Origin of the sequence: Candidatus Thiodiazotropha sp. LNASS1, assembly GCF_964212655.1 — a bacterium.
Lineage (GTDB): Bacteria > Pseudomonadota > Gammaproteobacteria > Chromatiales > Chromatiaceae > Thiodiazotropha.
Genome location: NZ_OZ156465.1, coordinates 4,434,906 through 4,457,864, shown reverse-complemented (window position 1 = coordinate 4,457,864; position 22,959 = coordinate 4,434,906). Strand labels below are relative to the sequence as shown.

The window sequence follows — 22,959 nt, the reverse complement described above, 5'->3', positions numbered from 1 at the left end:
TGCCTGGGGCCTGTTATCTGCGAATTACGCGGAGTCGTTAATGGGGTTGGCTTTTCAACGGTCTGACTTTCGGTCCTAACACCACATCCATGATCTCACCGACCTTGTGTGGCATTTGTTCCATTACGGCCTCCAGTTGCTCGGGCTCCAGACCGGTTTGTTTCCAGACCACTGGCTCCACCAGTTCAACGGTTTCATACCACTCGACACCACTGATTTCGGCATAAGCCAATAATGCAGCGAGGGAAATCAAGGAGGTCTCCAGCTGAAAAACCTGTGTGGATGCCGGTCGATGATGGTGTGCAACAACGGAAACGATGCTCTCGGGCAATTTCCACTTCCTCAACAAGGCTTCACCGACATCCATATGAGTAAAACCGAGGACATCATTCTCCGCATCCGGTAACAGGGTATCGTCGCCGCCGGTTATCAAAAGAATATCTCTCGACTCTTGGGGCATTTTCAGATAGATCGCCAATCGGCCAATATCGTGCAATACCCCCATCACGAAAAGGCGCTCGCTGTGCAGTACGTTACAGCGCTTGGCCAGTTCACCCGCAATTACGCCGGCTGTTATCGAATAACGCCAATATTCGGTCATGTCCACGAGATCGCCCGGGATACCGGTGAAAATCCGGGCCGCTGTGGTGGCCATCACAAGATCGCGCAGCTCGCTCGTACCAATGATCGTGACAGCCCTGGAGATAGTCTCCACCGGGGCCTTTAAATTGAAAAATGCACTGTTAACAAGCCGCAACAGACGGGCTGACAGATCAGTGTCTTGGGAAATAATCTCACCCAGGGTTGCAGCCGAGTAGTTCGGGGCATCGATCAGCCGATTCACCTTGACACAAACGTCAGGCAGCGAAACCAAGCTTTCTATCTCGATCACAAGTTGTTGAGGAGTCATGTTTTTTCACCTCAGGGCGACATATTCAACATCCCTATCTGTCAGGTAATAATTCACTGATATACAAGGGGTATTGTTGTACTGTTCCACTTCGGACTCAGTTATGATGCTGGCTTGTATACAGTGTCGACTATGGTATACATCCATTGTTATCGACATTCATAACGGAATCTTGACCTCCACCGGACGAGGACGGAGCTGTAAACATGCCTTTCTACATTTTCAAAGTTTCAGCTGATAACAGCCTGGAATACCTCGACGAAGAGGAAAAGTACAAATCCGCCAAGGAAAAGGTGAATAAACTACGTGCTGCACATGCCCTGAGTGACGATATCAGCTATCGCATGGTGTTCGCCAACAGCGTCGGCCAGGGGGAACAGTTGCTCTCACCGACGGAATCGAGTGAGCAAATCATTGGAGACGATTGAGATGTTGTTATACGTAGCGACCCGACAGTGTCTGTATCGGGAATGTGAGGATTTGTAATAAAACCTTGGGGCACAGTGATATGAGAGACATCAGATTGTTCATCTTAGGCACTCTTCGTGCTACTCTTTAGCTATTGTAAATGCAGCAAACTCTAGAAAAATCAAGTTTTAGCAATACCACCTCTTTTTGGGTATCGCCACAGATTCACTTAAGGATCCTTTAGACGTGTCAATACAGGATAGAAGAAACAAATACCAGAGTCAGTTTCAGCCAGTGCTGAATCGCTGTAAAGACACGGTAATTGTCTACATAAACGCACTCCTGACAGAGCTTTTCAACAACTCCGATAAAGCACTTACCAGTTTTGCCCAAAAGGCTGAGACCAACGAGATTCAAAATCGCTTTTTCGAGGCCATGGCAATGATCCGTAACAGACATGGCCTGGTCGAACATGAGTTTCGGGAACTGTTGAGTGAAGGATTCGATAAGTTCTGGCATGACCAACCTGAGATCGACGGCTTTTCCGATCTAGACGAGGATACGGAACTGGAGCTCGTCGATCATGAATCCATGGATGTCTCCACCGCACTGGAAAACATGATCAGCCGCACGGTGGGGCACCATCGTTCCCAGCTGTATGCGCTCGGTCAGAGACTGAGTGTAGTGAGTGGTGGGCGAAGCGTTAAACACAAACAGATCCCTTCCGGCCCCCACCATCTGGCCCATGCTTTCAGCGAAGCTATCGATGCATTGGGTTTGGAAGCGCGGATCAAAGTCATCATCCTCGCCCTGTTCGATAAATATGTACTCAAACAGCTGGGATCGATCTACGATGACTTTAACAACAGCCTGAAAGAGGCTGGCGTTCTACCTCACTTAAGGCCGGCAATTCAGAAGTCGCCGGATGCTAAGGGAGGCCCATCGGCTGATGATAAGGAACATCCTGAACAGCAACAGGAACAAACCCAGGAAGAGTTGGGTGAGGAGCTGTTCGGATCGATTCTGGATATGATGGCCAGCCGGCGCCGCACCTCCCCGGAGAAGCTTGCCGCCAGGGAAGCGTCTGCAAAGGCCGCCGGCCGGCAGCCTGGAAGCGCACCACCCGCCACACAAGAGAATCTGGTCACCGCTCTGAGCAACATCCAACCGGCTCAGCGTTCCGATATGATACCGGATGTCAACGCGCCCGGTGCGGGGATCTCGAATATCGAGATCGATGAACAGTTCCTGATTCGGGTGAAACACACACTGGCCGAAGAGCGTCATAAACTCTATAACGAGGTTGGTGCGGACCGCCTCGAGGCTGCGGATGAGGATACTATCGACCTGGTGGGTATGCTGTTCGAATATATGTTGAATGATCCTGTTCTCCCTGCCGTAGCCAAGGCCTTGATCAGTCATCTGCACACCCCCTACCTCAAAGTTGCGATCATTGATCGCAAGCTGCTGACCGACAGCAATCATGAAGCACGACAACTGCTCGATTCTTTGGTTGAAGCCGGCAGCCACTGGATCGACGAACGCAATCTGAAAAGGGGTATCTACCCCGATATGCAGAATGTCATAGACCGGGTGCTGAAAGAGTTTTCCGATAATGTCAGTCTGTTCGGCACACTGCTGGAGACATTCAAGAAGCGTATGGATGAGTTCAGGCGCAAGTCTGACATTCTTGAAAAACGTGCACAGGATTCCATCAAGGGCAGAGAAAAGCTGAACATTGCCAGGCAACGTGCGTCCCAGGAGATGAGAGCACGCTCTTTCAGTGAAAACCTCCCCCAACCTGTTAAGGAGTTCCTGGAAAAAACCTGGGTAGACAAACTTGTCTTTGTCCTGTTGCGCCATCCTGACGGCGAAATGAGCGAAGACTGGAAAGAGGCGCTTCGCATCGCTGATGAAATTGCCTGGACGTTTGAACCCAAAGATCAGAGTGAACGCGAAGAGTTGGAGAAGACGCTACCGGATTTGAGAAAATCCATCGAGGAAGGCCTGGCTTCCCTGGGTGGATTCCATCAGGAGAAGAGCCAGGTTCTTTTCGGTCTGCTCAGCAATGCCGAAACAGCATCCATGGCTTCGGAACAAGCGATGAAATCGGCCAAGACCTCCGATACCGTGGTACCGATTTCAGACAAGGCCGCATTGAAAGCGGAGCCCAGCAAACCTGCACCCGCCCCTGCCGAATCAACCACTGAAAAGGCCGGTGAAGAGGAGATTCCCGAAGACGAAGAGGCAATGATGGAAAAATTGCGTAAGATCAAGTTCGGCACTTGGTTCGAAATTAAGGATTCGCAGAGCGGTGAATTGCAAAAGGTTAAACTGTCATGGCTAAGCCCATTGACCGCTTCATGTATGTTTGTCGACAGAGCCGGTGTTCAAACCGCCATCAAACCGTTAAGAACTTTGGCGCAAGAGATACTCAAAGGTGAGTCGACAATCCTTGAAGACAGCAGTGATCCATTTGTCGAGAGAACATTGCATGCGATCAGACGTATGCTCCAGCGCTCCTTGAAAACCACAGATGATATAGCAAGTGAACTCATCCAAGATGATGAGGATAACGAAGGTAAAGAGGTCCGCTAAGGACACAGGAAATGATTACATGCAAGAACAACGTCATTCCCCACGTAAAGTAGCCAACGAAGTACTGATCATTACAGATCAAATAACGGGCAGTCACATCGGACGTGTGGTCAATATCAGTGCTGAAGGACTGATGCTGTTAAGCGATGAAGCCATGGTTACCGGATCGGTTTATCAACTCGATCTGATTCTTCCAATCCCGAAGAATGATCAAGAAAAGATCTCATTTACCGCGGAAGCTGTATGGTGCACCGAGGCTTCCCAACCCGATAGTTTCTGGAGCGGTTTCCATATCATTGACATCAATCCCGATGATGTATTGATCATTGATGAGCTCATCCTTGACTGGCATTCAAATTAGTACTCAGCATTGCTATAGGCCCTGCGCGGATCAACTGAGAGATTCGCCCTGACACCATCCGGGAGCGGCCATTCGGATGAATCTCCGCCTCACCTTTGCAACCGTTCTGATGATCACGGTATGGGCCGTCATGTCGACATGGTTCCAACCATCGCCGACCCCGACTGTCGAACAACTGCTGCCGCCCCAAACCCTCGCAAAATCGAAACAGATTCGTGATTCGCTGAACAGTCATGCGCAATTCGCACTGCTGAATCTCCCGGCAACGCTGCAACTGGGATCAAGAAAACGTCTCCTGAGACAAATCCACGAATCGATCCCAGATCTGCGGATGCTCTGTATATCCTCACCGCCTGCGAGCGATCCATCCGTCGCCGTCAGACTCACCCTGGCAGATTGCAGCAACGGTGAGCAGGATCGTTCCGATACAATCCTTTTCTGGCGCAGCACTTCCAAATATCAAGCGGAGGCTCATGTATCGCTCTACCAAGCGTTAGCGACAAAGCTTGCTGAAAATCTGACACCCGTCGCCGTCAAACAGAGTCAGCTGTTTGCACCCGAATTGGTTCGCAGCGCATCCTGGCAAGCCGCCACCGATGATCTGGTTCTTATTACCCCCCTGCTGGGCATTATTATCATTGCAGTCCCTTTGCTTGCATTCTGGTCGTTGGCGGCGCCGGCATTCATTTTTTTAACAGCCAGTGTGACGACCACGACCACTCTGCTGTTGTTCAATCTAAGCCTGCATGGCGGTTTCAACGCCTTACTGCTTGCGGTGATACCATTGGTCTGGGCAGTATCCTCGATGGATGCGGCACATCTGGTCGAACGCATCGAATCCCATCGCAGACGTGGCTTGTCCCGTTGCTTCCAGCGGGCCGTTCGCGAGTTGGCCGCTCCCTGCGCAGTCACCACGGCGACGACGTTTATCGGATTTGGGGCACTTGCGCTGCAAGGCGACTCCCCGCTGTTGCGCAGTTTCGGTTTGACCGCAGCCGCCGGTACACTGCTTGCTATTGTGTTTACCTTCCTGCTCGGCTGGCTGCTGCTGAATCATGAAAATACAGCGCACTCACAGAGATACACCATCAGTCCTATAGCCGCCATGTGCCATACGCTTGTCAAAGCTGCTCTCCGGCACCCCCTATCAACACTGGTATTGTGGATATTGTTTGCTGCATCGCTAACCCCCTTTGCCACTCGGGTTACGCTCGAAACCCCATTCCCGAATATCTTTTCCCATGGTCATCCACTGAGCCAAACCACCGAGAAACTGCAGCAATCTCTAAACAGTGACTTACGTCCCTTTACCATCTATTTGGCCGCGGAAAAACCCAGCGGTGAAGACAGGAAGCGTCTGTTGCACGCCTTAAACGCCACCACTGATTACCTAACTAAATTACCTGAGTCACGTCTTGTCTTGCCTGCCGCGATAGTACAAACGGTTTGTGATCAGCCGTGTCTCGAAGACACCACGAGTCCGAATCAATGGAAAGAGCTGATTGACGACAGCGGCGTGGCCCGAATGGATGTCTTCTTCTCATCCCTCGATCAGGCACGGCAAAGGGAAATCGTCGCCTGGCTGGAAAATTTCGATCGAACCATGCTGGGTCATCACAGGCTGGTCTTCGATGGTCCCGGCTATCTCTATCCGGCGGTGGAATCACTCGGTGTGTCGGGGGCGGTCAACGGCTTACTCTACTCGCTCACCGGTGTGTTGCTGCTTCTCTGGCTGGTGTTTCGCCAGATCAGCCTTGTGGCCCCCGCTCTGCTTGTAACCCTGTTGCCGCTTTGGCTCGTTGTCGGCTGTATGGGAGTGACCGGCGTCGACTGGTCACTCGCCCTGCTGGGAGTTCCGGCTATGCTGTTCGGCCTCGCGGTCGACGATTCAATTCATCTGCTGTGGCACCGCAAATCACCGGCATCACTGAATTTCATCCTGCGTCGCAATGCCCTCAGGAGCGGTGCGGCGCTGACGACGACAACGGTGATGTTGTGTCTCAGTGTCGCCACTTTGAGCCTGTCCTCACTTCAAGCCAACCAGGAGATAGCTCTCCTGCTGGCTTTCGGCATGGCCCTTGCCCTGCTGATGGATCTGACACTCCTGCCCGCAGCCATCAACTTGTTGAGACGCAAATCACCTCGATAACCGCAGTAAAGACTACCGCTCCTCCCGCGCTCTTCCTTACCTCTATGGTTGCGCCGGGCGCCGCGCTCGTACTGGCGCTCATGGCGTTGACGAGGGCTGAAAACACCCCGTCATGCGGTGTTTCGGCACCGTCTACGCTGTAGATCAGCGTTCTCAGCCCCGTCGAAGGTGTAATACCCTCCGATGTGAAAGTGTTACCGGCTGAACTGCCGCTGACCACCGCCCTGAATCGCAGGTGATAGGTGGTACCCTGATGGGCCGCCTTGATCTCTTTGCGGTAGGTGCCCGCCACGGGAAAACCCTCGCCAACACCGAAACTGCTATTATTGAAATCATCGGTACAAATACCGGCGTTGCCGAACAACACAAGATCTGTGACATTCGGTGCGTCTGCCGGATCGAGGCCAATGGCCGAAAGGCTTATCTCATCGGTGTTGTCGGATGGATTCCAAAAGCCCTCGAGACCGCACTTCTTGCGATAGATATCGCTGTCACTGCCGTTGAAGGGAACATCAAGATAGAGCAAGGTGCCTGACTCCAATGCGGTTCGCAAGGCAGAGATGGCGCTGGCGTCAGTCAGGATATCCTGCATCGGACATGGTGTGACACTGGAAAGGTCCGCTGCCTGCAGTACCAGATTGCCTGAAATGCTACCGCTACCATCACCGGTGGAATCACCTCCACTATCGTCGCCAGCGTCCCCACTATCGCCTCCTGAGTCACCGCTGTCCGTAGTGGTTCCGCTATCACCATTGTCATCATCACCAGGGCATCCACTTAATATAAGTGCAACAGAGAGCATCAAGAGCAGTTGCAGCAACTTTTTCATCATCCACCTCAGCCTTAAGTCTGTGATTCAATGTTCTGTTTTTTACCACTAACCCTACAAACCCTAGCATGGATTTTCAATTCTCCAACTCAAGACATGATTGCGCCAGCTGATCCGCCCACCGCTCGGTGGGGAAGGCACAATACGGAATCCCTTGAAAGAATCCCGCCTTTTTCATAATCGCCCAGCTGAATGAGGGCAAGCCGACTAACGGAATATAGAGCGGGCCGAGCAACAGAGACTGTCGGTAGTGACCATACTCATGATAGAGCAGCGTGTCGCCGCTGTATGTTGCCTGATAAAATAGAAAGGGCCCCAAACTGACACCACCCTGCAGCTTGTTATAACGTATGGCGCGTACCCCCTGCCATGCGCCAAGATCTTCTGCCTCCCTGTCCAGCAAGCCCCTCACCGTAACCAACCAACAACATCCCATCAGCGTCTGCGGCAGACACCATGTCCAGTTCAGCAAATTCGAGAGGTTTTTACCCATTAGTTGTGAATTGTGTTGTTCAGCCCTTGAGCCAGGAGCACAAACAGTAGTTAGATCGGTGGAATTGCCGCAGGTAATCCGGGGCTCGTTGACACTAGTCCAATCGGCCCTAATTGAGCATAGCTAGGCGGTTGCGTTCAAACTCGTGAAGAACCTTTTTCACGTAGTTTTGCGTCTCCGGGTAGGGCGGGATCGTATTTCCGTACTTGAACACCGCATTTTCACCCGCATTGTACGCCGCAAGAGCCAGTTTGATATCGAATTCGAACAGCTTCAGCAGGTCCTTCAAATATTGAGCACCGCCTTGAAGATTCTGTTTTGGGTCATAGGAGTCATTGACGCCGTAGCGATTTGCGGTAGCCGGCATCAACTGCATCAATCCGCGTGCACCCTTGCTGGATATTGCTTTCGGATTGTAGGCCGACTCGACCATCACCACCGCGTGCAGCAATCCCGGATGAAGATGGAGCTGTCTGGCAATATCATCGATTATCGGTGTCAGCTCAGCCTTGTTTTTGCGCAGACGCGCCAAACTGTAGTTGCTTCGACTATTACGTTTCTTCTTCCCGCTACGCCACAACAGGCGATAGTTGCCCTTCATCGGCTTATCGGTGAAATGGATGCTGCCATCACTACCCCGATACTTATAAATCTCTGCACTTACCGACATAGGCACGCAGAAACAGACTGCCATCAGGAGCAGCTGCCTTAAAGCATGCTTAGCGCTGATTGATCTTGGTTTCACGCAATCCTTTCCTATGTCGATCTAGGGCAATTGTCGGCAAAAAACGGATAAACTTGAAATCAAATGATTCTCCGGTTCATGCGCCGCAACATTTTTTATATTTCTTGCCGCTGCCGCAGGGGCATGGATCATTCCGGCCGACCTTCGGCTGGTGGCGTTTCTCGGTTTTCGGCGCCACAAGCTGACCATCAACAAAATACCAAACGCCGTCCTGTTTGAGAAAACGGCTGATTTCATGATGCGGCCTGACCATCCCCCCCTCTTTATAGGTGGCGACAAACTCCACACTAGCCTCTTCGTCGGCCTCTCCTCCACCTTGAACATCCATAATCTGCAGGCCCAGCCACTCGGCATTTTCCGCCCATCGCCGTGTGGCTTCAATATCGTGATCATGACGATGATCCGGGTGCAGGGATTGATGTAGGAACTCCGCCTTTCTGGCGCCAAACGCACTGTAACGTGCACGCATCAGTTTCTCGGCTGTATCCGCCTTTGCAGCATCCTCATGGATTGGTCCGCAACAGTTCTCATAAGCGACACCAGATCCACAGTAACATCCAGCCATGGTCTCCTCCGCATGAATATTTATTAAGTGGGAACAATAACATAGCGCCTGTTTAACACCAAGGGGATGATGGCTTCGCCTGTGATTTGAGCCATGATCTCCCGCCACGACGGTCTTGGCGATTAACGGCTCCTGCTTTGGGCACCGACGTAGCGTTACGGCAAGCGAGTGATCAGGGCCTGGTGCCCTCTCTTCAGAACGAAAAAAAGGTGGGTGAACACCCACCTTGAAGGCCTCTATCATTGAGGCTGTAGACTGGAAAAACGGAACGATTCCACACTGAGTCCGCCTCTATTCAGTTAACCGGTATAGGCATTCTCTAAAACCATTCCAACGCAGCTAACTCTAACAGCGTTCCATGACAGTCTGATGACAGTGGAGAGTCGATAGGAATATTTGACCTGGAATCGATATGATGGGGCTGGGATTAGAGTCCCATCTCTTTGATACGCTTCAGTAGGCGTTTGACCGAGATGGGATAGGCGGTTCCCAGATCCTGGGCGAACAGGGAAATGCGCAACTCCTCCAATCCCCAGCGGATCTCCTCGATGCGATCGTCAACCCGTCCACGCTGCCTGCATTGCTGATCCCACTGCTCCCATCGCTGTTGCAGTTCCGCCATTTCATGCATACGCTGCCGGTCTCGTGCCGCGGCATGGGTCAGTTTGTCGACCCGTTTCGAAATACCCTGAAGGTATCTGGGGTAGTCGCTGAGCCGTTCATCCGGCACATGTTGCAGAAAACCACGATAGACGAGACGCTCCAGCTGATGCCGCATATCCATTGCAGAGCTCATCCAGTTGACCTGGGTGATTGCGCTTATCGCTTTTCTGGTTTGATGGCTCAGTTCCAGTATCTCCAGCAGTTGTTGACAACTGCTGTTCGCCTGCTGCATCAGTCTTCCCCGCCTGCTGCTCAGCCGCTCTTCAAAGCGCTTACCATCGCGAATCTCCGGGAGTTGGTTGAGAAATGTGCGATCGACGATGAACGATACCAATTCATCTTCAAGATCCCGATGCTCTCCGTCTTCCCGATCTTTCTCCACCGCAGGCACCTTGGCGTAAAGCAGGCGCATCCGGTCGAGCTGGTCGAGGTTTTTACGCAGATACCTCATCTCCTTGGGCATTTTCAACATTATCAGCCGTCTCACCCCCTCCTTGTGGGAACGCAAGGCGCTGCTCTCGGCATCGAGCAGACGAATCGCTACGCTCTCCCCTTCATCCACCAGGGCAGGATAGCCCTGGAGTGTGATTCCTCCCTGTTCTATTCCCAACTGTTTCGGCAGCCTGTCGAAATCCCAATCCTTCAGACCGTTGCGTTCAAAACCGGGGGAGTTGAGGTGCCGGTGCTGCGCCTGCGTCTGCCCCGCATGCCGCCGCTTCATACCTGCCAGATCCCGCCCCTGCTCCAAAGTGGACCCACCCCGATCGACAACCCGCACCCGCATGCGCAAGTGAACGGGAATATCCTCCTCAGTCCATGCATCTTCGGGGATATGGACTCCGCTGAGCTGTTTCAATCGCTCTCCCAGTACCTGTATCAGGGGCCTGTCACTGTCCGGCAGATCGGCAAGACAGGCGTCGGCATATTCGGGAACAGGTACGAATGAACGCCTTAGAGATTTAGGTAATCCGCGGATCAGAGAAATCACACGTTCTCTCAGCAATCCGGGCACCAGCCACTGCAGACGCGCCTCGGTGATCTGATTCAGTACATCCTGTGGAACAATCAGCGTAAGGCCATCCTGTGCACTCCCGGGATCGAACTGGTACTCCAGGGGCAGTCGCATACCATTGATATCGAGATGATCGGGAAACTGCTCACTGGAGATCCGTTGCGAACCGTCCCTCATCAGGTCGGACTCATCCATATATAAGCGTTTCGACTGCTGCTTGGACTGCTGTCGCAACCATTTTTCGAATCCGGGTGTGGTTGAAATGCCCTCGGGTATCCGCTGATCGTAGAAACTGTAGATACGTTCCTCATCCACCAGAATATCCCGCCGTCTCGATTTGGCTTCCTGGTCATGAATGGCCTCGATCAACGTCTGATTGTGACGCCAGAACGGCGCTCGAGTGTAAAAGTCCCCGTCCACCAACGCCGAGCGGATGAAAATATCCCTGGCGACCACCGGATCGATGGGTGAGAAATTGATCTTACGGCGCGGAATCAGGGTAATGCCGAACAGGGCGACTTTCACATAGCCGGCAACCTGGCCGCGTTTTTTCTCCCAATGGGGCTCAGAGTAGCTGCGTTTCACCAGGTGTCCCGCCGCTTTCTCAACCCATTCAGGCTGAATCACCGCCAAGGTTCGCGCATAGAGTTTGCTGGTCTCCACCAACTCGGCCGCCATGACCCACTTCGGCTGCTTTTTATAGAGAGCGGAGCCGGGATGGATGAAAAAGCGTGTATTCCGCGCTCCCAGATAATCATGGCTGTTGCTCTTTAAACCGATATGACTCAAAAGACCACTCAATAGGGCCCGATGGATCTCCTCATAGCCCGCCTCGGCACTATTTTCACGCAGCCCCATTTCATGCAGTTGTCCACGCAATTGTTGGTGTATGTCATGCCACTCCTGAACCCTGTTCCAGGAGAGAAAAAGCCGCTTGCACCAGCGGTGAAATTTGTTTTTCGATAGATGTTTTCTCTGCGTCTCGACCTCCTCCCAGAGTGAGAGGTAACTCAGGAAATCAGACTGCTCATGACGAAATCTCGCATGGGCCTCATCCGCCAACTGCTGCTTATCCACCGGACGTTCCCGCGGATCCTGCACACTCAGTGCGGCTGCAATCACCATTACCTCTTTCAGACAGTGACTATGAGCCGCAGAGAGGAGCATCCTGCCGATACGCGGATCCACAGGCAGCCGGGCGAGCTGCTGGCCAAGACGGGTTATTCTGCGATCGCCGGCGACCGCGCCGATCTCTTCCAGTATCCGGTAGCCGTCCTTGATGAGACGATGATCGGGGGGATCGATAAAGGGGAAGTCACTGATCTCACCCAATCCAAGCAGTTTCATCTGCAGGATGACGGAGGCCAGATTGGTACGCTGTATTTCCGCTTCGGTAAAGAGACGACGGGCCTGGAAATCCTCTTCAGTGAAGAGGCGGATGCAGACCCCGGCGGCGAGACGGCCGCAGCGGCCTTTGCGCTGATCCGCCGAAGCTTGGGCTATGCATTCCACAGGCAGGCGTTGCACCTTGCTGCGATGACTATAGCGACTGATGCGCGCATAGCCGGTATCGATAACATAACGTATGCCCGGTACCGTCAGTGAGGTTTCAGCCACATTGGTGGCCAATACGATACGCCGGCTCGTATGGGGCTTGAACACCCGGTTCTGATCCTCAATGCTGAGTCGCGCATAGAGCGGCAGAACTTCGGTGGCGGGAAGTCTGTGTTTGCGCAAGGTCTCTGCTGTCTCGCGTATCTCCCGCTCACCACTCAAAAAGATCAATATATCGCCCCGGTCGATCAGCGACAGCTCATCCACTGCATCCACGATGGCCTGCTGTAGCGGGTCGTCGCGTTCGTTCTCCCCCCCCTCAACCGGCGGTCGGTAACGCACCTCCACCGGATATGCGCGACCCGATACCTCTACGATGGGTGCATTATGGAAATATTCGGAGAATCTCTGAGGATCTATGGTCGCCGAGGTGATGATCAGTTTGAGATCGGAACGCCTGATACACAGCTGTTTCAGATAGCCCAGCAGGAAGTCGATATTCAGACTGCGTTCATGGGCTTCATCGATAATCAAAGTATCGTATTGATTGAGATAGGGGTCCTGCTGGATTTCAGCGAGCAGTATCCCATCCGTCATCAGTTTGATATAGCTATGGGGACCAACACGATCGTTGAAACGCACCTTGTAGCCCACCGCTTGACCAGTGGTGGAGCCCAGTTCACTCGCCACTCGTGTTGCCAATGTCCTGGCGGCGACCCTGCGCGGCTGTGTGTGACCGATATATCCCGACAGGCCAAGACCGATGTCGAGACAGATTTTGGGCAGCTGTGTCGATTTACCCGAACCGGTTTCACCACACAGCACGACCACCTGATGATCCTGAATCAGCGCCTTGATCTCATCAACCCGCTGGCTGATAGGCAACACCTCGGGATATGTGACTTGTGGCAGATTCTCACGGCGTTGCATCAGGCACTGCTGTGACGACCGAATGGAGTGCCAGAGCTTCATCAGCCCTTGTGAATAATCCCCCCCACTGGCTTCACGTTTCCTCAGACCGCGAAGTTGTCGATAGAGGCGATGCCGATCCCGCAGCATGCAATGCCTGATCTCTAACGGATCGGGAAAATCATTGAGAGTCGCGCTCACGATAACACTATGGAGGAGTTAAATGCTGCAAATATGTTGATGAAATGATCGTCAAAAGCACCGGCCAGGCGCCATGGGCTTTATCCTGACATTATATGAATCATACTTGGTTTCTGCATTCCCACGCTGGAGCGTTTGGTTAGTACTGCGTTGGGTATCAATATACCACGATAAACGTTAGGTTCCGGTGCGGCAAGCCGCACCCTACACCTTTGGATTGGATCCATCCAGATTATGATGGATTTCCAGCACCGCACGGTGGGATAGGCGCCACCAAATAGCAGCCGATTCGAAGTGAATTCAGTAGACTTTTAACAGGCTTTGGATCAATGACCGCCACCCTTCAGCGCTGTCACCATACCTTCGATCGTATCCTTGGCATCACCGAAGATCAGTGAAGTGTTGTCCTGATAGAACAGCAGGTTGTCGACACCTGAGTAGCCGGGATTCATGGATCGTTTGAGGAAATAGACCTGCTTCGATTTCGCCGCATCCAGTATCGGCATGCCGTATATCGGGCTGGAAGAGTCTGACCTGGCTGCCGGATTGACCACGTCATTGGCGCCCACCACCAACGTGACATCGGCAGTGGGGAATTCCGGGTTGATCTCATCCATCTCGAGGACGTGGTCATAAGGAATATCCGCTTCGGCGAGCAACACATTCATATGTCCAGGCATACGCCCGGCTACTGGATGAATTGCAAACTTTACCGTCACATCCCGCTCTTCAAGCAGCTCCAACACCTCTTTCAAGGCATGCTGCGCCTGGGCCACCGCCATACCGTAACCCGGTACGATAATGACCTTGTTGGCATCTTCCATCCAGTAGATGGCGTCCTCTACCGAGGCTGATTTGACACCCTTCTCGGCAGCCACACCCACCGCGCTGGGCGCACCATCCGACTCACTGCCAAAACCACCGAACACAACATTGATGATGGAACGGTTCATGGCCCGGCACATGATGAAGGAGAGAATGGCGCCAGAAAAACCGACCAAGGCACCGACAATGATCAGCAACAGATTACCCAGAGTAAAACCCGTTGCCGCAGCAGCCCATCCTGAATAACTGTTAAGCATGGATATGATAACCGGCATATCTGCTCCACCGATGGGAATGATCAGCGTAAAACCCAGTACGAATGACAGCAGGGTGATCAATACCAGCGAGGTCATACTCCCTGTCATGCCAAAGTGGACACCGAGTAAGACCGTTGTGATTGCGATAGCTGCATTCAAGGCATGCTGTCCCTTGAATTTTACCGGCGCCCCGCTTACCAATCCCTGCAGTTTTGCAAACGCCACCACTGAACCGGAGAAGGTGATCGCACCGATGATGATACCCGCCGATAACTCCCCCATCATGACCGGGTTGAGGGTACCCGCGGCATCGTGGTTGAGATAGGTGCCGATAGCCACCAGTACCGCGGCCATACCCACGAAGCTATGCAGCGCCGCAACCAACTGCGGCATGGCGGTCATCTGCACGCGGGCAGCCAGTACCGTACCAATCACCGCGCCGGCGATTACGCCGACCAGGATGAAGCCGTATGACTGCACTTCATGACTGAACAGGGTGGCTAGGATGGCAATGGCCATACCCGCCATGCCAAGATAGTTTCCGCGCCGTGCCGATGCCGGATGGGTAAGGCCTTTAAGCGCCAGAATGAATAGGATTGCTGAAATCAGATAGGCAATCGCTTGGGTATTTGCTGATATCTCCATCGGTCAGGCACTCACTTATCTTTTTTCTTGAACATGGCCAACATCCGGTTGGTCACCAGAAACCCACCAAAGACGTTGATCGAAGCCAACAATACCGCGACAAAGCCAAAAATCTCAGCAGCGGTACCTGCAGTCTCCAGGCCGGTCACCAACAGGGCACCCACGATGATGATCCCCGAAATAGCGTTGGTCAGCGCAACCAAGGGTGTGTGCAGCGAGGGGGTTACCCCCCATATCACCCAGTAACCGATAAAGCAGGCAAGAACGAAAACATATAATGCAACCAGTGTGTCAGGCATGGGATCACTCTCGTATAGGTTGTTTTTGTGACATGGAGCTGACTTAAGACTCGGATCTCAGGCGCATCGCCTTGGTGATCTCATCTTCCTCAAGATCCTTCAGCTCCAGGCCGCCTTCACCCTTCTCCACCATGATATTGAGCAGATTCATGATATTTCCACCAAAGAAGGCACTCGCATCAGAAGCCACCATTGAGGGGTAATTGGTATGACCGACAATCGTCACACCATGCTTTACAACCACCTTGTCGGCCTCGGTCAAGGGACAATTACCACCTGTCGCCGCTGCCAGATCGATCACCACCGATCCGTCACGCATATTCTTGATCACCTCCTCGGTAACCAATACGGGTGCAGGACGGCAGGGAATTAAAGCGGTGGTGATTATGATATGCGCCTTGCTCAATTCATCAGCAAGGGCTTGCTGCTGCTTCGCCTTGGCCTCTTCCGATAACTCTTTGGCATAGCCGCCCTCACCGGAGCCACTCTCGCCGATATCGAGTTCGATGGCCTTGGCTCCCAGGGATTCGATCTGCTCCTTGGTTTCCGGACGTACGTCATAGGCGAGCACATCGGCCCCCAGTCGTCTGGCGGTTGCAATCGCCTGCAGGCCTGCGACACCGGCACCCAATACCACCAATCTGGCCGGCTTTGCCGATCCTGCCGAGGTCATCATCAATGGCAGAAAACGTCCGTAGTGGAGTGCGGCTTCAATTACTGCGCGATAACCAGCGATATTGCTTTGCGAAGAGAGGGCATCCATAGCTTGTGCTCTGGATATTCTGGGAACTCTCTCCATCGCAAGATAGACGATCTCTTTCTCCAGAATCGTATTCAGCGTTTCATCGAGTTCGCAGGATTCAATATGAGCGATCAATATCGATCCCTTGGGGAGTTCAGCGGCCTCGCTCGCCGAAGGCTTACGCACACGTACCAGGATGTCGGCATTCAATGCGTCTTCGGGAGCGACTATCTCAGCGCCTGCGTCCCGATAATGTTCATCAGTATAATCGGCGTTTTCGCCGGCGCCGGCGGAAACCTTGATGGTAAAACCTTTATTAGTCAGTTTCTTGACGATTTCCGGTGAAAGAGCGACACGCCTTTCCCCCACCGCTGTTTCTTTCAATAGGCCTATTTTCATCGTTTTTCTACTCAGCCAAATTTAGGTCGTATTAGCACTTTGTCGAGCGCGCATCATTATCCAGACTAATGCCTTGATTCACAAGATTAGACAAATGTCACGATTCCTGCCTGCCCCGGATTCCCCTGAAGCAGAAAACAGCCACAGAATAAATACTATATTTCCTTTAATAACAGAATGTTAGATATGCTTGAAATGACTGATTACAGCTATTCTACGTTTCCCTCATGTAACAAAACCGGGTAAATACTGGTGGGATAGAGAATATGTGTTTTGGGAATATTTTCACATTTTAGCCAATCAGATAATAGCTTTGGATGCCGAAACAGGGGCTGAACAGTAATTTCCGGTGAGAATCAGGCAACTCACTCTCGTTTGATCCCATTCAGCTGCTATCGAGAATGGGTGCACGAGAGTTACTGGCGGTAAACAGTCGCCCCCGGTAATTGCAGAGAACAGTCAGAAGAAGGGATATAACAAACGGATGTTATCGATTCGGATTAGTTCTTAATAATAGGTACCGTAGTAATTGTCGCCTTTGACTTCCCGACTCTTGTTAAGTACCAAACCGATTGCCTTGTCGCTGTCCAGACGGCTCAGCGTATCCTTGATCGCTTCAACAGGCGTCCCTCCAGCTTCCACCACCACCAGGACCTGCCCCATGTGCTGGTTTAGTACGATTGATTCACTGGTTGATAGCATGGGAGGAGAGTCGAAAATGATGATCCGGTCATGATACCTTACAGCCACTTCATTCAGGAACTCCTCCATCTCTTTGCTGGCGAGTAGTTCCGTCGACTTTTCCGAGCGTTTTCCGGCAGAGATTACTTTTAGCCTTGGGATTTGTGTTTCGAGTATGACATCACCAACGGTACAGCTTTTATCTTCAAGCAGATCGATAAGTCCCTTTTCCTTTTCGATACCAAGCAGCGTACTCAAGGAGCAGCGCAATACATCACCATCAATCAGGAGCACGGTCGAATCGAGTTCCGTAGATATACTCAAGGCAAGATTCATTGCGGTAAATGTTTTGCCTTCCGATGGCAGTGAACTGGAAATGGATATCAGATTGCCATGCTCTATCGGCGCCGCACCCTTACCCAGGGCGTTCATAATAACCGGGCGTTTTATAATTCGATACTCTTCAGAGAGTTGCTTATTGCCGGAATGGGGTACGATATAACCCACTCGAGACAGTGATTCGTAGTCCAGATGAATCTTCTTGGCACTGCTTCTCGCGACAGGCTCCCTGCTGACAGGAATAGTGGGTTCGGCAGATTGCTGTCCACCCACAGCAGGTGTGACAGACGCTGTTTGCTCCAGTACCGGCTTGGCTTTTTCAATCGTTTTATCACGATTTGTAACATCCGTTGTCTTGGCTGATTCGTTCGCATTACCTTTATTCGATTTGGTTTTTGCTAAACGCTCAATGGCTTTCTCAATGCTGCTCATCTAAACCGCTTTCCTGTGATTGATGGGTATTAAAACCATGTTTCCGGGATGATCAGTACATCGCCAGGCATCATTTTAACATTAGCAGATATATCCCCATCTCTGATCAAATCGTCAAGGCGGACTCGATACTCTGTTGTTTTTCCGTTTACCTTCCTGACCACCTTTGCTTTGTTACCCGCTGCGAAATCAGTCAAACCGCCCACAGCGATAATGACATCGAGCAAGGTCATTCCATCCCTGTAGTTGATCGACTGCGGTTGAGAAGCCTGGCCGACGACACGTACCTGTTCAGTATACCGACCCACAAACTCTGTCACGCTGACCGTCACTTTGGGTGATTTCACGAATTTGGAAAGTTTGGCTTCAAGGGTTCTGGCCAATTCAGTCGGCGTTTTTCCACTCGCAGGCAGATCCTCCACCAGGGGTGTAGTGATCATACCATCCGGACGGACCACCACCTGAGTTGAGAGCTCGCTGTCTCCCCACACGAAGACATTGAGCGTGTCTCCGGGTCCGATCACGTAAAGCGGTGAATCCGGCCCAGCGACAGTGGTGGGAACCTGATTTTCTGGAGATGTCATCTCGGGTGGGCTTGAGCATGCCGCCAGTATGATTGTTGAAAGAACCCAGAGAAAACCCAGTATTTTCTTGTAACCTATTGATAACATATTGCTTTCCTGATATCCAATGATGTTAACTTGAACTATTTTAACCCTTAATTTGAGAGATCTCACTCAAAAGCTTCTTCGCTTCCTCTGATTCGGGGAAGTCCGCATGGTCTTTGCTGAGCGTCACCAGCACCTCTTTCGCCGCTTTCACATTGTCCGACTCTGCAAGCATAACAGCATAATGATAAAGAATAGACGGGTCTGAGGCCGTATCCATAATCGGTGACAATATTTTCAAAGCCGTAGCCGTATCTCCCGATTTATGAGTCAACCAGGCATAAGTATCCACTACTGACTGAGTGGCGTTTCCTGAAATTTCATAGGCAAGTTTCGCTTGATCAAGCGCTTTTTGAGGGTCCTGATCAAAATTTAGCAGCGCAGAATTGTTAAGGGCTACTATATTTCGCGGGTTCACCTCCAGCAGATCACTATATAATTTAAGTGCTGCATTCATTTTCTCCATCGTCTGATAGACGATCGCCAGCGCCAACTGTACCTGCTGATTGTTCTTATGAGATCTCTTCCAGCTGGTCAACAGGTTGATCGCACTCATCGAATCTTTGTTCTTGATATACAGATCTGACAGCTGCTGTATCAGGATAAAGGGGGATTTGGGTGTGGCATGCGCTTCCAGGCTGTTGATCGCTTTAACTATATCTCCCCTTGCTTCATGGTAGTTGGCTTGAAGCGTCACACCCACAAGCCTGGTCTTATCGTTATCGAGCAGTTGCTCTATTATCGTTTCAACCTGTTGATAATTCCTATCCCGCAACTCCAATTTGTAACGCAATAGTTTACCTTTAATGGATAAAGGTATCTTTCTATCCAACTTTTGCAGGGTAGTTCTTGCAGCCTCTAGATCCCCTCTCTTTGTCTGCAGATCGGCCAGTTGCAAATAGGCCATCTCGCTGTCCGGATTATCATCCAGCAACTTTTTAATGGTTGACTCTGCCTGATTATAGTGGCCTGTCTGCTGATCGATCATGGCAAGCAGGGATATGATGGCAGGGTTGTTACTCTGTCGAAGCTGCTTGTCATCAAGATAAACTGCTGCCTTATCCGGCTGTTTCCTTCTTAAGTAGTATCTGGCCAGAATGACCCGAGGCAGCCATGAATCCTTACCCGTTTCAACGGCTTTTTCCAACCATGCCAGTGCCTCTTTTTGGCTGCCCGAACGTTCGCTAATCTGTGCTAGCAGCATCATCGCATTGACATTGCCCGGCTCTCTGGCAAGCACCAGATTGAGCCTGTCGCTTCCAGCTATCAAACGACCATCCTCAAGATCCATCCTTGCCAGCGCCAACTGGCCAGGGATGAATTCGGCACTTTTACTGACTGCATCAGCAAAGTACCGCCTTGCATAGTTTCTGTTCCCCGAATTGAGCTCTATCATGGCCCGCAGATAGAGATCTCCAGGACGTTCACCCTCACGCGTCAGAAGCTGATCAGACAGTTTCCGCGCAGAGTCGAAATCCTGTTTCTTGATATATGAAAGGATCAACAGCGTATCTCTGTTCGATGACTCTCCTTCCCATTTGTCCTCCAACTCGGATATAGCCTCATCGACAGACCCATGATTGATATAGAGTCGAGCCAGTTCCTCACGAATGCGGGTGTCACTGGGATTGACATGCGCAGCCTTTTTAAGAAACTCGATCCCCTTGGAATACTCTCCCGATTGACTGGCTGCGAGACCAATCATGGTCAATATCTGATCATCATTGCTGTCGGCACCACCAGATTCAAGCAAAGCCAGGGCCTCTTTCGGTTTATCCAGTCGTAACTTGATTTCACCAAGAAGCTTTCTGGCCTGGAGATGGGTTGGCACCTGATTGACATATCTCGTCAGCAGTATATTTGCCTGTTCCAAATTGTTTTCAGAAAAGTGCAAAGCGCCAAGCAAGAGGGTTGTCGGCAGGTGATTGGGCATGACTGAATGCGCCTGAGACAACTTGGTAACTGCACTCTCATAATCCTGCTTCAAATAATCATACAGACCTGAGAGATAGGCAACGTATGGATTTTTTTTGTATTGAGCCTCTAACTCTCGAATATATACACCGCTCTCATCCAATCTCTTCAGGTGAAAAAGCAAATGGGTGAGATTGACTTTGATTATATACGCATCTTGCTTGGGATCATCTTCGTCTATCAGTGACAGCGCACCCTTCAACAGTTCAACCGCCTTACTGTGATCCTCCAGTTTTACATGCAAAGATCCCAGGTCACGCCATACCTTATAGTCCTTATTATCTATCTCCAATGCACGCTGTAAATATTCCAACGCCTCAGTATCATCATTCCGCATACTTGCCGCTTTCGCCAGCGATCGCAATGCAGTGACACTTTCCGTATCCTTCTCAAGCATTTTTTCGGCAAGTACCGTTCCCTTCTCCACATCTTCCACACTGAGATAAGAGTGAGAGACAACACCCCACACCCTCATAGGTTCGATGCTGTCAAACCTCCCTTTTTCGTACGCCTCTACAATCTCTTTATGTTTCCCTTGCAACTCCCAGGAAGACATTAAGATCAGTTGCACATCGGCCGTAGGCGACTTGTCGCCTAAAACTGTTTTTATCTCTTTTTCTGCAGAAATCCCGTCGCCTTTTTTCAAGTAACTTCTGGCCAGTAATTGTCTGGCATCGGTATTTGCAGAGTTATTCTGAAGTATTTGCTTGAGTTCAATAATCGCTTTCGAATGGAGTCCGCTTTCATAACTGGTTTTAGCAGAAGCCAAGGCTTCACTGTCATCCTTACCGACTGTGCATGCGGACAGCATAAGCTGCAGCACGATTACAGATAGTAATGCCCAAAGGTTCAATTGTCTTACGGTATTCACTGCCCTTGTCATTTCAGAACCACCATCAAATGCGGCCGTATTGAAAACACTCTGCAACTCCTGAATCGATCTATTTCAGACCGTATTTGTTCACTAGGTCATATAAGGTTGGTCTGCTGATTCCCAGTAGATCAGCCGCCTTTGATACATTTCCACCAACGAAGCTCATGGCCCGTATTATCGCTTTTGCCTCTGCCTGCTCCCTGACCTCTCTCAAATTGACCGGCATCACATCCTCGCTCCCTTCAGTCAATTGCAGTTCACTGGGAGTAATCATTTGGTCATCAGCCATAACCACAGAACGTTTTATTCTGTTTTCAAGCTCTCTGACATTCCCTGGCCAGTTATAGCCCTCGATGGCTTTCAATGCTTCCTTAGTGAATCCGCTGACTTTCGAAGTGTTCTGCTTCGCATATTTTTTTAAAAATGACCAAGCCAGCAGCACTGCATCACCCGCACGCTCTCTCAATGGTGGTATATTGATAGAGATTTCACTGATTCGGTAATAGAGATCCTCGCGAAACTCACCCTGTGCAATTTTCTCTTCCAAATCCTGATTGGTTGCACACACCACCCGGACATCCACAGGTATTTCTTCCCTACCACCAATCCTCTCGATTACCCTTTCCTGTAGAAAGCGCAGCATTTTCGCCTGCAAACCCATGGGCATATCGCCTATCTCATCGAGAAACAGGGTTCCCCCATTTGCTGTCTCAATCTTTCCTACCGTTCTTTTCGAGGCTCCCGTAAAAGCACCTTTTTCATAACCGTATAGCTCGCTCTCCAAAAGATTTTCCGGTATCGAAGCACAGTTTATGGCGGCAAATTTCTCACCGCTTCTGTCGCTCAGGGCATGGATGGCCCTGGCAAGCACCTCTTTACCGGTCCCGCTTTCGCCCAGCAGAAGTGCTGTTATATCCGTCGGGCTTATCTTCTCTATTATCCTGCATATTTCCAGCATTTCCGGACTGTTTGCGATAACACCATCCAGTGGTGAATTGCGTTGCATGATATGTAGCCTGCGATTCTCATCTTCCAGACCATGTACATTGAATGCGCGTTCGATAATAACCCGCAATACGTCAGGGTCTATCGGTTTCTGATAAAAATCATAGGCGCCCAATTCGATAGACTTCAGGGCATTCTCACGATCGTCATTACCCGTCACCACTATGACTTTTGTTTGAGGAATTAAATTCAATATTTCCTGCAATGTGGCGAATCCCTCGCTGACATTGGTCGGGTCGGGCGGCAAACCGAGATCAAGGGTAACCACAGGCGCTGATGTCTTCCTCAGACAGTTGATGGCACTCTTCCTGTCACCGACGATATGCACCTCATATCCGTCAAAACTCCATTTGAGTTGACGCTGGAGTCCCGGATCATCCTCAACTATTATTAGCGATTTCATCTGGTTAGTAGCTTTACTC

Annotated in this window: 17 protein-coding genes; 4 read left to right on the top strand and 13 right to left on the bottom strand. The window is 51.1% G+C overall.

What is annotated here, in order from left to right:
* Positions 1–37: 37 nt before the first annotated feature.
* Complete coding sequence (locus tag AB8516_RS19890) at positions 38–910, bottom strand: HDOD domain-containing protein (protein ID WP_369162898.1); 873 nt, start codon at positions 908–910, stop codon at positions 38–40.
* Between the two features lie 206 nt (positions 911–1,116).
* Here AB8516_RS19890 and AB8516_RS19885 point away from each other — a divergent pair, with 206 nt between their 5' ends.
* The 4 genes from AB8516_RS19885 to AB8516_RS19870 all read left to right on the top strand — a co-directional run bounded on the left by AB8516_RS19885 (position 1,117) and on the right by AB8516_RS19870 (position 6,426).
* On the top strand, positions 1,117–1,338 hold the full coding sequence (locus AB8516_RS19885; RefSeq protein ID WP_369162897.1) for a decarboxylase: 222 nt from the start codon (positions 1,117–1,119) through the stop codon (positions 1,336–1,338).
* Positions 1,339–1,564: 226 nt separating this feature from the next.
* Positions 1,565–3,916, top strand: coding sequence for a DUF1631 domain-containing protein (locus AB8516_RS19880; protein ID WP_369162896.1), 2,352 nt, complete (start codon positions 1,565–1,567; stop codon positions 3,914–3,916).
* A gap of 19 nt (positions 3,917–3,935) precedes the next feature.
* The gene (locus AB8516_RS19875) at positions 3,936–4,277 is read left to right on the top strand and encodes a PilZ domain-containing protein (RefSeq protein WP_069121705.1); all 342 of its coding nucleotides are present in this window, start codon (positions 3,936–3,938) and stop codon (positions 4,275–4,277) included.
* Between the two features lie 76 nt (positions 4,278–4,353).
* Complete coding sequence (locus tag AB8516_RS19870) at positions 4,354–6,426, top strand: hypothetical protein (RefSeq protein WP_369162894.1); 2,073 nt, start codon at positions 4,354–4,356, stop codon at positions 6,424–6,426.
* On the opposite strand, the gene AB8516_RS19865 is transcribed toward AB8516_RS19870, so the two are convergent.
* The 12 genes from AB8516_RS19865 to prsR form a co-directional block, all read right to left on the bottom strand.
* Entirely contained in the window at positions 6,395–7,258 is an 864-nt protein-coding gene (locus AB8516_RS19865) for a hypothetical protein (protein ID WP_369162893.1), read from the bottom strand. The two genes, AB8516_RS19870 and AB8516_RS19865, sit on opposite strands and share 32 nt — an antisense overlap.
* Positions 7,259–7,331: 73 nt before the next feature.
* Positions 7,332–7,691 (bottom strand): hypothetical protein, encoded by a 360-nt coding sequence (locus tag AB8516_RS19860; RefSeq protein ID WP_369162892.1) that lies wholly within the window; start codon positions 7,689–7,691, stop codon positions 7,332–7,334.
* Between the two features lie 166 nt (positions 7,692–7,857).
* Positions 7,858–8,493, bottom strand: a complete 636-nt coding sequence (locus AB8516_RS19855) for a transglycosylase SLT domain-containing protein (RefSeq protein ID WP_369162891.1) — start codon at positions 8,491–8,493, stop codon at positions 7,858–7,860.
* A gap of 76 nt (positions 8,494–8,569) precedes the next feature.
* Positions 8,570–9,058 carry a YchJ family protein gene (locus AB8516_RS19850; RefSeq protein ID WP_369162890.1) on the bottom strand — a complete coding sequence of 163 codons (489 nt, stop codon included), beginning with the start codon at positions 9,056–9,058 and terminating at the stop codon, positions 8,570–8,572.
* Positions 9,059–9,485: 427 nt separating this feature from the next.
* Positions 9,486–13,397, bottom strand: a complete 3,912-nt coding sequence (gene hrpA / locus AB8516_RS19845) for an ATP-dependent RNA helicase HrpA (protein ID WP_369162888.1) — start codon at positions 13,395–13,397, stop codon at positions 9,486–9,488.
* Positions 13,398–13,723: 326 nt separating this feature from the next.
* Complete coding sequence (locus AB8516_RS19840) at positions 13,724–15,124, bottom strand: NAD(P)(+) transhydrogenase (Re/Si-specific) subunit beta (RefSeq protein WP_108293433.1); 1,401 nt, start codon at positions 15,122–15,124, stop codon at positions 13,724–13,726.
* Between the two features lie 11 nt (positions 15,125–15,135).
* On the bottom strand, positions 15,136–15,423 hold the full coding sequence (locus tag AB8516_RS19835; protein ID WP_069121713.1) for a proton-translocating transhydrogenase family protein: 288 nt from the start codon (positions 15,421–15,423) through the stop codon (positions 15,136–15,138).
* Between the two features lie 43 nt (positions 15,424–15,466).
* The gene (locus tag AB8516_RS19830; protein ID WP_369162886.1) at positions 15,467–16,564 is read right to left on the bottom strand and encodes a Re/Si-specific NAD(P)(+) transhydrogenase subunit alpha; all 1,098 of its coding nucleotides are present in this window, start codon (positions 16,562–16,564) and stop codon (positions 15,467–15,469) included.
* Between the two features lie 507 nt (positions 16,565–17,071).
* Positions 17,072–18,016, bottom strand: a complete 945-nt coding sequence (locus AB8516_RS19825; protein WP_369162884.1) for an XrtA-associated tyrosine autokinase — start codon at positions 18,014–18,016, stop codon at positions 17,072–17,074.
* A 29-nt stretch (positions 18,017–18,045) separates the two neighbouring features.
* Positions 18,046–18,687, bottom strand: coding sequence for an XrtA/PEP-CTERM system exopolysaccharide export protein (locus tag AB8516_RS19820; protein WP_369162883.1), 642 nt, complete (start codon positions 18,685–18,687; stop codon positions 18,046–18,048).
* Between the two features lie 40 nt (positions 18,688–18,727).
* Positions 18,728–21,541: an XrtA/PEP-CTERM system TPR-repeat protein PrsT gene (gene prsT / locus AB8516_RS19815; protein ID WP_369162881.1), complete on the bottom strand. Its 2,814-nt coding sequence runs from the start codon at positions 21,539–21,541 to the stop codon at positions 18,728–18,730.
* A 58-nt stretch (positions 21,542–21,599) separates the two neighbouring features.
* Positions 21,600–22,940, bottom strand: a complete 1,341-nt coding sequence (gene prsR, locus AB8516_RS19810; protein WP_369162880.1) for a PEP-CTERM-box response regulator transcription factor — start codon at positions 22,938–22,940, stop codon at positions 21,600–21,602.
* Positions 22,941–22,959: the final 19 nt, after the last annotated feature.

Excerpts from the sequence above, each read along its gene's own strand:
- AB8516_RS19870 (WP_369162894.1), top strand. The coding sequence starts at position 4,354 with ATGAATCTCCGCCTCACCTTTGCAACCGTTCTGATGATCACGGTATGG.
- AB8516_RS19890 (WP_369162898.1), bottom strand. The coding sequence starts at position 910 with ATGACTCCTCAACAACTTGTGATCGAGATAGAAAGCTTGGTTTCGCTG.
- AB8516_RS19840 (WP_108293433.1), bottom strand. The coding sequence starts at position 15,124 with ATGGAGATATCAGCAAATACCCAAGCGATTGCCTATCTGATTTCAGCA.
- AB8516_RS19875 (WP_069121705.1), top strand. The coding sequence starts at position 3,936 with ATGCAAGAACAACGTCATTCCCCACGTAAAGTAGCCAACGAAGTACTG.
- AB8516_RS19830 (WP_369162886.1), bottom strand. The coding sequence starts at position 16,564 with ATGAAAATAGGCCTATTGAAAGAAACAGCGGTGGGGGAAAGGCGTGTC.
- AB8516_RS19850 (WP_369162890.1), bottom strand. The coding sequence starts at position 9,058 with ATGGCTGGATGTTACTGTGGATCTGGTGTCGCTTATGAGAACTGTTGC.
- prsT (WP_369162881.1), bottom strand. The coding sequence starts at position 21,541 with ATGACAAGGGCAGTGAATACCGTAAGACAATTGAACCTTTGGGCATTA.
- AB8516_RS19820 (WP_369162883.1), bottom strand. The coding sequence starts at position 18,687 with ATGTTATCAATAGGTTACAAGAAAATACTGGGTTTTCTCTGGGTTCTT.
- AB8516_RS19825 (WP_369162884.1), bottom strand. The coding sequence starts at position 18,016 with ATGAGCAGCATTGAGAAAGCCATTGAGCGTTTAGCAAAAACCAAATCG.
- prsR (WP_369162880.1), bottom strand. The coding sequence starts at position 22,940 with ATGAAATCGCTAATAATAGTTGAGGATGATCCGGGACTCCAGCGTCAA.
- AB8516_RS19865 (WP_369162893.1), bottom strand. The coding sequence starts at position 7,258 with ATGATGAAAAAGTTGCTGCAACTGCTCTTGATGCTCTCTGTTGCACTT.
- AB8516_RS19885 (WP_369162897.1), top strand. The coding sequence starts at position 1,117 with ATGCCTTTCTACATTTTCAAAGTTTCAGCTGATAACAGCCTGGAATAC.
- AB8516_RS19860 (WP_369162892.1), bottom strand. The coding sequence starts at position 7,691 with ATGGGATGTTGTTGGTTGGTTACGGTGAGGGGCTTGCTGGACAGGGAG.
- AB8516_RS19835 (WP_069121713.1), bottom strand. The coding sequence starts at position 15,423 with ATGCCTGACACACTGGTTGCATTATATGTTTTCGTTCTTGCCTGCTTT.